Genomic DNA, 11,599 nt, shown 5'->3' with positions numbered 1-11,599 from the left:
CAGACCCGGAAAGGCGGCGTTGGTCCGAGTTTGTCCACAGAAACCTCCAGGGCGGAAGGATGGTCCTTCGGCCAGCCGGCATCCAATCGAAAGTGTCGACCTGCGCAATGGTTAATATTTCGATGGACTGACGGGCCAAGCAAGGCTTCGTTGCGCCGTCGATCCTGCGTCGCCATGGCGCGTTATGTACGAACGCCCTGTTTCGGGGTGCTCGTGCCGGACCGGCGGCTGGTCGATTTGATCCACCACGGGTCCGACCGAGGTCCTCCCGGAAGGCACGCATCTTGTAATGCGAAACGTCACCGGTGTGGCCGAGACATGGTTCGAATCGTCCAAAATCGGCCCCTCGGGTCATCCCTCGAGGACAGAACTTGTCCTAGGTGGCCAACGACGATGTGCGCACGGTTTGCATAGCAAGGCTGCGAACCTCTTCGCCTCGACACCGCTACGGATACCGACTAACTACCTTGCTTGAGGATCGCTCGATGCCCGCTCGGATATTCCTCTATCCAACGTCAGCGCGCGGCCTTCACGATGCAACCACCGGTATCGCGCCGCGCCGCCGCGTAGATATGAGAGTCGTCCACCGCAATACGGGAAACTTGTGCGTTCCCCTTCCAGAGCGAAGCAGATTGCCCCTGGCAACTCGACATATCAGAACATCTGTACACCGCTCCGGTGTTACCTTCATTGACCGTCCAGTACATGGCGCCGTTTCGCACGGCAAATGCCTGGAAATCGCCGCGTTGAACGAGGATGTTCCTGGTCTCACAATCGTCACCGTTGCATTTGGACCGGATGGTCGTTCCGTTGCTGGTGGTGACGGCCCAATGCAGGGTGTCGCTGTCGAAGTAAAGAAGGGACGGCTTCTCGGCCGATGCGGCCTCGAACGATTCGGCCGCGCTTTGCGAGCCGATGACCGCTTTCATAATCTTGCCGTCGGTCTCATTGGTGTAGAACAGGGTGGTACCCGAAGCGGCGAGGCTGGTGACATTCCCCAGCCCCTGCGGCGCATTGCGAACCTCGCCCGTGTCCGGCGAGTTGATGGAAATCACGCCGCCGTGCGTGCCGGTCACCAAATTGTCATTGGCAATGGCCACGGGGCCGGCTCCACCTATCCCGACGAGCGGCCTGGTGGGCAGCGGCTCGCCGCCCTGCTTGGAGACACGCCACGTACCTTCGAACGGGTAGCCGCCCACGTTGATGGTCCAAAATACGTACTTGTCGGACAGCGCGAGCGCCTCGGGCTTGCTCTGCAACGAGAAAAGAAGTTGGACGCCCCCTCCATTCTTCGAGCACGACTCCACCGCAAATTCTTTTCCACCAGAAGGCGGTGCACGGAGCCAATACAGATAGGTGGCATCGACAGCCAGGTCGAGAATGTCCGCATTTGGAACGAAGCAGATCTCTTCCGCGGCCACAGCGCCATCCGCAGCATCGGCGATGCCGGAATCCAGCGGGCCTGCATCTTCGCGCAACTGGCCTTCCGGTACGTCGCCAAGGACGGCGCCGCAAGCTCCAATGGCCATCGCCAATGTGAGCGCAGATGCAGCGGCGAGCAGCGGGGACCATTTGGTTCGGGCGACCATCGCGGGCAGTATATCCGATTTGCATCCGACACGCGACGCGTTCGATATCACGCGATGCCAACCAAATATGGCGTCACTGGAGGAAGTCGCGCAGTCCGATTCTCGAGATAGACTACCCAACGTGGTAGCAACCATGGGGCCAGACGAATCGGCGCCGCGCGCGACAATCGCGGAAAATGCGCTCGTCGCCGAGCGATTTCGGCTCATTCGCCTGATTGGAAAAGGCGGAATGGGCTCGGTGTGGGAAGCGCACCATGTTGCATTGGACGTCCCGTGTGCGGTGAAGTTCATCACGTGCGAAGGGCACGACCGCGAAACGCTTCTTCGCCGCTTCGAGCGCGAAGCGCAAGCCGCAGCGGGGATCCGCGGGCGGCACGTGGTGCAGATCTTCGATCACGGTGTGTGGAATGGCCTGCCGTACATCGCCATGGAGCTTCTCAAGGGCGAGGATCTGCGGGCACGCCTCAAACGGGTACTGATACTCCCCCCGGAGGACGTACTCCGTATTGCCCGGCACGTGGCACGCGCCCTGCGAAAGGCGCACGAGCGCGGCATCGTTCATCGCGATCTCAAGCCGGACAATATCTTCCTGGTGTACGACGACGACGGCACGCAGAAGAACGATGCCGAGGTAGCCAAGGTGCTGGACTTCGGCATTGCCAAGAGCGTCGGCATCCCCGTCGCGAGCGAAACGAGCACGGGAGAGCTTTTGGGCACCCCGGTGTACATGAGCCCCGAGCAGATCCGCGGCACGCGGCGCATCGACGAGCGAAGCGATCTATGGTCCCTCGCCGTCATCGTCTATCGGTGCCTCGTCGGCAAGCTGCCCTTCGCCGCAGGGTCGTTCGGCGACTTGGTGCTCGAGATTTGCAGCAAGCCCATTGTCGTTCCCTCTTCGGTGGGCGCGGTGCCCGTTGGGTTCGACGCTTGGTGGCAAAAGGCGGTGGCTCGCAGGCCGCGGGATCGCTTCCAGTCGGCGGCCGAATTCACGACGGAGTTGGAGCGGGTGCTCGCACCGCGCGGGGTCTCACCGAGCATTCCGTCGTCCCAAGAGGTGGTGATGACGGCGGCGCCGGTGGAGGCTGCGATCGTTCCGGTTGCCGCGGAGGACGAAGACGAGAACGAGGCGGCGACGACCACCGAGCGGATGACGCAGGTTCCCTTTGCCTACGGGTGGAAGTGGCTCGCCCTCGCGAGCGGGGCCGCGTTGCTCGTGGGCGTCGGCGCATTTGCGGCGTATTGGCGCGGGCGCGCGGAGCCGCCGCATCCTGCTCCCGTGTTGGCACCTGCGACAGCGATCGTTGCACGGGTCTCGGAACCCGTGCCTGTGCCTGTGGCCACGGCATCGGCGGTGCCGGAGGAGGCGCCGGCGGCCCCGCCATCCGCGTCCGCTCCACCTTCTCCATCGGCGCCATCTCGTCCCGCGCGCCGGCCTCCCCCCAGCAGAACGGGTCTGTAATGCTCCAACGTGTACGACATCTCTTCGCCGCCGCCATCGTGTGCGCGACAGCCAACCTCGCACATGCGAAGCCTCCGCCCTCGGAGCCGTCGTCGCCCAGGGCGCTCGCGCGCCAGATTGGCGATCAAGGATTTGCCGCGCTCGATCGCGGCGACTGGCGCGCGGCCGAGGCGTTTTTTCGCCGCGCCGACGCCGTGTACCATGTGCCTCCCATGCTCCTTGGTCTCGCACGCGCCGAGGTGCAGCTTGGCCAGCTCGCCGCCGCGACCGAGCATTATCAGCGCATCATCGACGAGGGCCCGCCGCCCGACGCGAATGCCATCATGCTCAAGGCGATCGAGTCCGCCAAAAAGGAAATCGGGCCCGTGAAAGCGCGGTGTGCTCGGCTCGTGGTGCGCGTGGCGGGTTTTCCCGCGGCACCGCCGCCGCCCTTCGTCGTCACCCTCGACGATGCGGCGATTCCCAACGAGACGCTCGGGCGCGAGCGGCTGCTCGATCCCGGGCCGCATCGCATCGTGGTGCGTGCCGAAGGGTACCTGCCCGCGGAGACCTCGGTGACCTCCGTCGAGGGAGGCTCGCACGACATTTCGCTGGCCCTCACGCGTGAGGCGCCGCCCGAAACCGCGGCACCCGTGCCCTTGCCGGAACCGATGATGCCGCCTCCGCGCGAGAGTGCCCACGGCGGAACGCAGCGCACCCTTGGATTCGTGGCACTCGGCGTGGGTGGCGCGGGCCTCGTCACCGGCGCGCTCAGCGGCCTTCTCGCGATCGGCGCGCGCAGCTCCCTCACGAGCAGCGCCTGCTCGACGGGGTGCGATCGCGCGGCACTCGACGCGTACGACAGCGATCGTTCGCGCTACCAAACGACGAGCGCCATCGCCACCGTGGGGTTCACCGTCGCCGCCGTCGGCGGCATCACCGGCGCCGTACTGCTTCTCACGGCCCCCACCTCCCGCACCGGCACACGCGCCACCATCATGCCCTATGCCGACGCCAGCAGCATCGGGGCCGTCGGACGCTTTTAGCGACAAATGTGAAGACAACACCCACGCACCGCACGGAAGGTGCGTGCGAGGCTCGCCCCCCCGTCGGTGCCTTCGCCGGAGAAGCGCGTCGGGCACGATAAATGACGAGCATCATCAATCGGATGCTAACGTCCCCGGGCATGAAATACAGCCTTCGCGCCATCGGACTTTTCTCCCTCGTGCTGGCCGCCACCACTGCCGCTTGCGCTGGCGACGAACCGAATGCTGCTTCGGACGACGCGCCGCTGGCAGCGCCGACTCCGGTCATCGGTGCCTATTACGCGGGATGGGCAAGTTCTTCGTATCCGGTATCACGGATTCCCGCCAACAAGATTACGCATTTGTTTTATGCATTTGCGACCATCCAAAATGGCCGATGCGTGGCCCCTGGAGGGGCCGATGCCAATTTCAGTGCACTCGCGACGCTGAAACGGCAATATCCGAAGTTGCGCACGTTGATCTCGATTGGCGGGTGGGGTGCCGGTGGCTTCTCCGACGCAGCGCTCACCCAGACGTCCCGGGAGCGATTCGTCACCAGTTGCCTCGATACGTTCTTCACGCGCTACCGCGGCAGCTTCGACGGCGTCGACCTCGATTGGGAGTTCCCGGTCTCGGGCGGGCCGGTCGAAATCACCGACCGGCCCGAGGACAAGCAGAACATGACGCTCTTGTCCAAGGAGTTCCGCCGCCAGCTCGACAACTTGGGCAGCCAGCGCGGTGCAAAATACTTGGTGACCGCCGCTCTTCCCGCGGGAAGGTTGCAGACCGATGGGCCGTATGACCCTGCGGCGAGCTTCGACCTGCGCGCCCTCGGCGGAGTTCTCGATTTCATCAATTTGATGACCTATGACATGGGCACCGGGTTCTCTTCGGTAGCCACCTTCAACGCGCCGATGGGCGAGGTGGCCGAGGATCCGCTGGGTCAGCCGATGCGGAAGTGGAACAACGTCACCAATGCCGTGGCGTACTACCGGCAAAATGGCGTTCCGGCGGAGCGCCTCGTGCTGGGTGTCCCCTTCTACGGGCGCGGGTTCGTGGTCCAGCAGGAGGGGCCCAACCATGGGCTTTATCAGGCCAAAGCGAGCACCTTCGACGTCGGCGCGTGGAAGAGCATCCAGCCGCTGCTGAGCAATCCGGCGTGGAAGCAATACTGGCATCCCGTGGCGCAGTCGCCGTGGCTCTACAATGCCGCGGAGCGCAAATTCGCCAGCTACGAGAATCCGCAGTCCATCGGCATCCGGGCGCAATTCGCCAAACAGAATGGTCTCCTGGGCACCTTCATGTGGGAGCTCTCGGAGGACGACGCCTCGAATAGCCTGTTGAACGCGATGTCCGCCCCGTTCCGGTGACGCCACTCAACGCGACATCGCGGCGCTGATTCACCGCCGTGAGAACGACAGTTTCCATCGAATTGGCGTGGTTTGCATCGTTATCAAAGAAGCTAATGCAAATCACGCCGACGCAACGAAGTTTGAATAGGCTCGCTATGCGTGAGTCCAACCCTCCACACAACGCGACATTCCATCGCTTTCTTCGGAGGTTCTCATGCGTTCTCGCCGTTCGCCGCTCCTCGCTGCACTCCTTTTGTCCTCGGTCGGTGTCCTCTTCAGTCTCCCCGCGAGCGCGCAGGAGGCGACCCCGCCTCCCAAGGATGCCCCGCGAGCCGAGGGTGAAGGCTCCGATTTCAAGCGGGTGGCCCTCGCCATCAATCCGCTGGCCATCGGTATCGGGCGTTACAGCATCCAAGGCGAATACCTCCCGCTGCCGCACCATGCCATTACGCTGAATCCGTTCTTCGCGCACGTCCCGGTCACCGTCAGCATCAACGGACAGGACGTCGACGCCGGCTCGCTCAACGGCTTCGGCGGCGAACTTGGTTATCGATTCTATACCGGCAGCAAAGGCGCGAGCGGTTTCTTCGTCGGCCCCTCGCTCCTCTTTGCTTCGTACAGCCAGAGTGCGGGCGACACCGGCGCGTCGCAGCCCAAATCGAGCGACTCCTTTTTGAGCTACGGCGCCGCCCTGGACATCGGCGGACAAGCGGTCATCGGACCGGGCATCGTGGTCGGCGGTGGATTCGGCCTGCAGTACACCAAGACCAGTGAGGACATCAACACGGACAACCTGAACCTCGCCAGCTCCGTCGTCGCAGGTGGCGGCGTTCGTCCGCGCTTCCTCTTTGCACTGGGGTATTCGTTCTAAGCTGCGGCCGGCAGGCCGATTGAGCGGGGTGGCGGGCTCACATTGGGCTTGTCAGATATGGGGTACTGCCCTCATTTTCTGACACGCCCATGAAAAAGCGCGTCACCCGCCGCACGATAGCCTTCGTACTCGTCGATCATGCCCTTGCGCTGAACCTCAATGGGCCCGCCGAGGTGTTCAGCGTCGCCAATTACCAGCTTGGTGAGGACGGCGGATACGATCTCGTCTTTCTGTCCGAGGCAGGTGGTCCCATCCGCACGAGCTGCGGCATCGTCGTGTCGACGCAGCCGCTCGATGCCATCGACGTAGCGAGGCTGGATACGCTCCTCGTGGTGGGTGGGCCCACGGCGGAATCGCTCCCTCGCGATGCGGCGCTCGTGCGTTGGATACGCCGCGCGGCGAAAAAAGCGCGGCGCACGTGCACCGTGTGCAAGGGTGCCTTTCTGCTGGGCGCGGCGGGGCTGCTCGATGGGCGGCGCGTCGTGACCCATTGGTGCGAGATCGAACGGCTGCAGGCCCTGTATCCCAAGGCGCGGGTGGAGCTCGATCCGATTTACCTCCGAGACGGCCGCATCTGGACCTCGGCCGGCATGAGCGCGGGAATCGATCTCGCATTGGCCCTGGTGGAGGACGATCACGGGCGACGAATCAGCCTCGGGGTGGCCAAAGAGATGGTCATCTTCCTCCACCGCTCCGGGGGCCAAGCACAGTTCAGCAGCGTTCTCGCCGCCCAGACGCGATTCGACGCGAGCTCCTCCCACTCCAAAATAGCCGATCTCCCAGCCTGGATCCTGAATCACCTCGCCACAGATCTCAGCGTCGAAGGCCTCGCCAAATCGGTCGGCATGAGCCCCCGGACCTTCGCCCGCAACTTCACCCGCTGGCACGGCGGCACCCCCGCCAAATTGGTCCAAGACCTCCGCGTCGAAGCCGCATGCCGTCACCTCGAAACCGGCGACAGCGAGGTCAAACGAATCGCCGACGCCTGCGGATTCGGCGACGAGGAGACCATGCGCCGGGCCTTCATCCGCCGCCTCGGCATTCCGCCCACCGCCTACCGCGATCGCTTCGGCGTCAGCGCGCGCGGGTGAAGGCGCTGGTGCGGTTGGTTTCCCAGGTGTGGCCGTTGTCGTAGGAGAAGGATTGTTCCCAGCGGGCGGAGTCGGGACTCAATTTGAGCCAGATGTAGCGCACTTTGATGGGGCGGCCGTTGTCTTCGTCGTCGCCGTAGAATTCGCCGCGGGTGCCGGTGAAGCCGCCCACGTTCGGCGGCTCCAGTTTGCCGGCTTTGCCGTTGATCTCGTAGATGGACCATTGACGCTTTTCCGGGTTGAAGACATTGAGGGTCACGCCGGCGGAGCCCTTCGAGGGCGATACGCTTTCCTCGACGGAGACCATGCCGCCGAGGTACTGCGTCGTCTTGGTCGTACCGACGTATTCTTCCCAATCCCGACTCCCGACGCCGCGAACTTTGAGACGGCGCCGCGTTACCGTCCAATTGCCATCGAGAAAGTCGAAATCGTGCATATTGCCGCCGCTGGCCAGCTGGATCGTTTCGGAATGGGTTTCGACCGACCGCGACTCCGGTGTGTGGGGCGCGGTTTGCGCTCCGCCACAGGCGATGACGGCGAACGCCGGGACGAGCGCGAACATGATTCGAATTTGCATGAACAAGCACCCCCGCGCTGAGCGCATGGTAGTCGTTGATGACTAAGACCTTAGTACTAATCTTTTAGTTGTCAACACCGGTGGCGTTCCCAAGATGAAAACGACACCCTACATGGCGATGATGGGTACCTCGTCTCAGCGATTGCGCTTTCTTCCTGGACGTTTCCAGATTGACCACCATCCCACGGGGCACGTGCCGCCCGTGGACGTCGACTGGCTGGTGATGGTGCGGGCGCCGGACGGGCTGACCGTGGTGCGTCATGCGGAGGCCGCGCCGGCCCAAGCGTGGTTGGCCCTCTACAGTGGAGACACCGCACACGAGTTGGAGGCGACCGGCATGCTCAGCGCCTTGCTCGTGCCGTTGAAGGATGCGGGCATCTCCGTCTTCGTCGGCTCCACGTTCGAGGCGGACGTGGTGCTCGTCCCCGAAGCGCGGCGGGACGATGCAGTGCAGGCGCTCCGGCGCGCCGGGCACCACGTCGCATGAGCATTCGGCTCGACCTCGGTCAGGCCCCGGCCAAGGTGCGCGCGATGGTCTGGCGAAGCCATTGATGGCCATCGTCCGAGTGGGCGCGTTCGGCCCAAACCTGATTCAACGTGTACGTGGCCATTCGAAGGGGAAGCTCCACGACACGCAGGCGGAGCGATCGCTCGAACGAGCCAATCAAGCGCGCCGACACGGTCAACGCCAGATCATGGGCGGCGACGACGAACGGGGCGACGAGAAAATTGGGAACGCTCAACGCAATTCGCCGTTTCGCACCATGCTTGCGCAGCAACTCGTCCACCAACCCGGTCACCGAATCGCCGAGCGCCGCAGCCGGTGACACGACCACGTGCGAGAGGCCCGCGTATTCCGCCAGGGTCAGGCGCTTTCGCCCCGCGAGCGGATGCCCTTTTCGAAGCACGCACACGAACCGTTCCTCGAGCAGATCCTGACGATGCAGCGAAGGATCGACCGCGTACTTGCGACCCAACTTGAGATCGCAATCGCCGCGCTGAAGTGCCTCGATCCAGTTCGCTGGAAGGTGGTGAAACCGCAAATCCACCTTGGGTGCCTCCCGCGCGAGCACCGGCATGAGCTTCGGCAAGAGATAAAGCTCCAGATTGTCCGTGGCGACGATGCGAAAGGTTCGTTCGGAGGTCCTCGGATCGAAGGTTTCGCGGCTCGAGAAGACGCGCTCGAACTGCGCGATGGCCGCCTCCACGGGCCCGATCAATGCCTTGGCACGTTCCGTGAGCACCATCGTGCGGCCCGCTTGGACCAAAAGCGGATCGCCGAAGTGGGCCCGGAGGCGCGCCAGCGCATGGCTCATCGAGGATTGACCGAGCCCGACCTTCCGCGCAGCCCGCGTCACATTGCGTTCCTGAAGCAACGCGCTGAGGGCAACGATGAGATTCGTGTCGATACCGTGGAGGAGCATGCCTCAAGTATCGATCGAATCGATGCCTCGTATGAAAACAATCGATTCGACGAATTCCTCGATCCGAAGTTATTCCCTGGTCATCATGCACGAAGCCTTCGGACTCAGCATCCCGCACTCGCTCGACGACGTATGCAACCCGCGGGAGATGGCGCTTCTCGTTTACGACATGCAGGTCGGAATCGTCCGCCAAGTGAAAAATAGTAAAGAAATCCTCAGCGGGGTGGGTGAAGTCCTCGAGGCCGCCCGTCAGGTGAACATGCGCATTTTTTACACGCGCCACCTTTCGTTGCCGCGGGAACTCATGGGTTCATTTCAGTACCGAATGGCCATGAGGTGGCAGCGCGTGGAAAAGCCCGAGCTGGTAAAGCCGTGGTTTCTGCGCGATTCGCCCGCATTTCCCATCGTGCCCGAGCTCGAGCCGCGCCCCAGCGAAGCCATTTTCGACAAGCTCGCCATGTCCGCTTTCGAGGGGACACCGCTCACCATGGCACTTCGTGATTGCGGAATTCGAGCCGTGGCCATCGTCGGCGTTGCACTCGAGGTAGGCATCGAACCCACTGTGCGCCACGCGACCGATTTGGGGTTGATTCCGGTCATCGTTCGCGATGCCTGCGGATTTGGCCACGAAGATGCGGCACAACGCACCCTGGCTAGCTTGGCGTTCGGTGGCGATTCCATCTTTACCGACATCACCACCTTCCGCCAGAAACTCGGTTTGGCCCATTAGATACTTGACGCGCGAGCGCATATGAATAGGTTCGCGCGCTATGAATCTAAGAACGGAAATGACCAGGCTCGCCGAAACTTTCGCCCGTGACGTGCTCAGCGCCATCCGAAGCGCCCCGCTGGACGAGGTTCTCGGTGGAGGCCGCGGTCGCCCGGCCGCCGCCGTCGCTGTGGTCACCGGTGCCGCCCCTGCCGCGAAAAGCAAGGGACGCGTCGCTGCGCCGGCTGCAGCGCCCGAACGAAAGGGCGGCAATGGTCGTCTGCACCGCCGCTCCGACGACGAGATCGGCGTCGTCGTCGAGAAGATCGTGTCTCTGCTGAAGAAAAATCCGACGGGTCTGCGCGCAGAGCAGATTCGCGAAAAACTGTCGCTTGCCCCGAAGGAGCTCCCCCGTCCGATCAAGGATGCGCTGTCGGGCAAAAAGATTACGGCCAAAGGTCAGAAGCGCGCGACCACCTATTTCGCCAAGTGAGGACGGCCTGCCGGCGACGAATTCGTCGTCCGCCGGCGGCTATTTTGCGCGTGCTTCGACGATGCTGATTGGCGACTGAGTCGGCAGCACGCGCACCAATTCGAAGTTCGAAGCGCGCAGGAGCGCATCGAAGTCGCGCTCGGTGCGTTCGCGGCCACCTGGCGTGAAGAGGAGCATCACCAGGTCGACCATTTTGTTGAGGTCGAGGGCGTGGCCCGGCGCGTGATTCGCCTGCACGACGGCGTCGATCACGAGGAGCTTTTGCCCGGCCGTGGAGGCGCGCCTCACGGATTGGAGGATGCGCACACAGTCCTCGTCGTTCCAATCGTGGATGATCGCTTTTAGAAGATGGGCATCGGCCTCGGCGGGCACGCATTCGAAGAAGCTGCCGCCAACCGATTCGCATCGAGCCGAGACGCCCGCTCGCTCGAGGGTTGGAGCGGCGCCGGCAATCACCTGCGGCTGATCGAAGAGGATTCCGCGCATCGCCGGATACTTCGCCAGGATGGCCGAGAGCATCCGCCCCTGGCCACCGCCGACGTCGCACAGCCTCTGAATGCCCGAAAAATCGTACGCATCGAGGACCGCTTCGATTTGAGACGAGGTGTACGAGGCCATCGTCGCGTCGAAGAAGGCCCCGACTTCGGGGTGGGTTTTCATGTAGTGCCAGAATCCCGTCCCATAGAGATGATCGAAGGCGGGTTTGCCGGTCTTCAGGCTGTAATCGATGTTGGCCCACGTGGTGAAGATGCTATCGTGGCACATGAACAGCGCCGCCGGTCGCAGCGAGCTGGGATGATCGGTACGGAGCAACTCCGATTGGGCCGTATTCGAGAATCGCCCCTCCCGCTCCTCGAAGATGCCAATGTCACCGAGTGCGCGCAAAAGCCGGTGCACGGTGGGCCCGTGCGTGTCGGTGAGGCGGCCCAGCTCGTCGGCGGTCTTGGCACCCGATGCGAGATGATCGGCGCACGCCGCAGCAAACACCCGAAGCAGCTTGCACATTCTTGTAGGTTTGCTCAGATTTCAA

12 protein-coding genes are annotated in these 11,599 nt (G+C 63.3%); 8 read left to right on the top strand and 4 right to left on the bottom strand.

What is annotated here, in order from left to right:
• Positions 1-515 precede the first annotated feature (515 nt).
• Complete coding sequence (locus LVJ94_02555; protein ID WXB06144.1) at positions 516-1,535, bottom strand: hypothetical protein; 1,020 nt, start codon at positions 1,533-1,535, stop codon at positions 516-518.
• Positions 1,536-1,722: 187 nt separating this feature from the next.
• On the opposite strand from LVJ94_02555, the gene LVJ94_02550 reads away from it, so the two are divergent.
• The 5 genes from LVJ94_02550 to LVJ94_02530 all read left to right on the top strand — a co-directional run bounded on the left by LVJ94_02550 (position 1,723) and on the right by LVJ94_02530 (position 7,366).
• On the top strand, positions 1,723-3,048 hold the full coding sequence (locus LVJ94_02550) for a protein kinase (protein WXB06143.1): 1,326 nt from the start codon (positions 1,723-1,725) through the stop codon (positions 3,046-3,048).
• Positions 3,048-4,073 carry a tetratricopeptide repeat protein gene (locus tag LVJ94_02545; protein WXB06142.1) on the top strand — a complete coding sequence of 342 codons (1,026 nt, stop codon included), beginning with the start codon at positions 3,048-3,050 and terminating at the stop codon, positions 4,071-4,073. Before LVJ94_02550 ends, LVJ94_02545 begins: the two co-directional genes overlap by 1 nt.
• A 140-nt stretch (positions 4,074-4,213) precedes the next feature.
• Positions 4,214-5,422, top strand: coding sequence for a glycoside hydrolase family 18 protein (locus LVJ94_02540; protein ID WXB06141.1), 1,209 nt, complete (start codon positions 4,214-4,216; stop codon positions 5,420-5,422).
• A 196-nt stretch (positions 5,423-5,618) separates the two neighbouring features.
• Positions 5,619-6,275: a hypothetical protein gene (locus LVJ94_02535; GenBank protein ID WXB06140.1), complete on the top strand. Its 657-nt coding sequence runs from the start codon at positions 5,619-5,621 to the stop codon at positions 6,273-6,275.
• A gap of 89 nt (positions 6,276-6,364) precedes the next feature.
• Entirely contained in the window at positions 6,365-7,366 is a 1,002-nt protein-coding gene (locus tag LVJ94_02530) for a DJ-1/PfpI family protein (protein WXB06139.1), read from the top strand.
• Here the strand turns inward: LVJ94_02530 and LVJ94_02525 are convergent.
• Positions 7,350-7,943 carry a hypothetical protein gene (locus LVJ94_02525; protein ID WXB06138.1) on the bottom strand — a complete coding sequence of 198 codons (594 nt, stop codon included), beginning with the start codon at positions 7,941-7,943 and terminating at the stop codon, positions 7,350-7,352. The two genes, LVJ94_02530 and LVJ94_02525, sit on opposite strands and share 17 nt — an antisense overlap.
• 94 nt (positions 7,944-8,037) lie before the next feature.
• On the opposite strand from LVJ94_02525, the gene LVJ94_02520 reads away from it, so the two are divergent.
• Positions 8,038-8,430 carry an ACT domain-containing protein gene (locus LVJ94_02520; protein ID WXB06137.1) on the top strand — a complete coding sequence of 131 codons (393 nt, stop codon included), beginning with the start codon at positions 8,038-8,040 and terminating at the stop codon, positions 8,428-8,430.
• 19 nt (positions 8,431-8,449) lie between these two features.
• On the opposite strand, the gene LVJ94_02515 is transcribed toward LVJ94_02520, so the two are convergent.
• A complete protein-coding gene (locus LVJ94_02515) occupies positions 8,450-9,367 on the bottom strand; it encodes a LysR family transcriptional regulator (protein ID WXB06136.1) in 918 nt (305 codons plus the stop codon).
• An 85-nt stretch (positions 9,368-9,452) separates the two neighbouring features.
• On the opposite strand from LVJ94_02515, the gene LVJ94_02510 reads away from it, so the two are divergent.
• Both LVJ94_02510 and LVJ94_02505 read left to right on the top strand, forming a co-directional pair.
• Positions 9,453-10,097: a cysteine hydrolase gene (locus tag LVJ94_02510; GenBank protein WXB06135.1), complete on the top strand. Its 645-nt coding sequence runs from the start codon at positions 9,453-9,455 to the stop codon at positions 10,095-10,097.
• A 58-nt stretch (positions 10,098-10,155) separates the two neighbouring features.
• A complete protein-coding gene (locus LVJ94_02505; GenBank protein WXB06134.1) occupies positions 10,156-10,569 on the top strand; it encodes a hypothetical protein in 414 nt (137 codons plus the stop codon).
• A gap of 39 nt (positions 10,570-10,608) precedes the next feature.
• On the opposite strand, the gene LVJ94_02500 is transcribed toward LVJ94_02505, so the two are convergent.
• Entirely contained in the window at positions 10,609-11,574 is a 966-nt protein-coding gene (locus LVJ94_02500; GenBank protein WXB06133.1) for an SAM-dependent methyltransferase, read from the bottom strand.
• Positions 11,575-11,599: the final 25 nt, after the last annotated feature.

It is taken from the genome of Sorangiineae bacterium MSr11367, assembly GCA_037157805.1.
In the GTDB taxonomy this organism is placed as follows: Bacteria; Myxococcota_A; Polyangia; order Polyangiales; family Polyangiaceae; genus Pendulispora; species Pendulispora rubella.
Note: the sequence above shows the minus strand (reverse complement) of the source record. Positions and strands in the feature narration are given on the sequence as shown.

Coding starts and splice junctions, on each gene's coding strand:
- LVJ94_02550 (WXB06143.1), top strand. CDS start 1,723: ATGGGGCCAGACGAATCGGCGCCGCGCGCGACAATCGCGGAAAATGCG.
- LVJ94_02545 (WXB06142.1), top strand. CDS start 3,048: ATGCTCCAACGTGTACGACATCTCTTCGCCGCCGCCATCGTGTGCGCG.
- LVJ94_02535 (WXB06140.1), top strand. CDS start 5,619: ATGCGTTCTCGCCGTTCGCCGCTCCTCGCTGCACTCCTTTTGTCCTCG.
- LVJ94_02515 (WXB06136.1), bottom strand. CDS start 9,367: ATGCTCCTCCACGGTATCGACACGAATCTCATCGTTGCCCTCAGCGCG.
- LVJ94_02520 (WXB06137.1), top strand. CDS start 8,038: ATGAAAACGACACCCTACATGGCGATGATGGGTACCTCGTCTCAGCGA.
- LVJ94_02500 (WXB06133.1), bottom strand. CDS start 11,574: ATGTGCAAGCTGCTTCGGGTGTTTGCTGCGGCGTGCGCCGATCATCTC.
- LVJ94_02510 (WXB06135.1), top strand. CDS start 9,453: ATGCACGAAGCCTTCGGACTCAGCATCCCGCACTCGCTCGACGACGTA.
- LVJ94_02525 (WXB06138.1), bottom strand. CDS start 7,943: ATGCAAATTCGAATCATGTTCGCGCTCGTCCCGGCGTTCGCCGTCATC.
- LVJ94_02505 (WXB06134.1), top strand. CDS start 10,156: ATGACCAGGCTCGCCGAAACTTTCGCCCGTGACGTGCTCAGCGCCATC.
- LVJ94_02540 (WXB06141.1), top strand. CDS start 4,214: ATGAAATACAGCCTTCGCGCCATCGGACTTTTCTCCCTCGTGCTGGCC.
- LVJ94_02530 (WXB06139.1), top strand. CDS start 6,365: ATGAAAAAGCGCGTCACCCGCCGCACGATAGCCTTCGTACTCGTCGAT.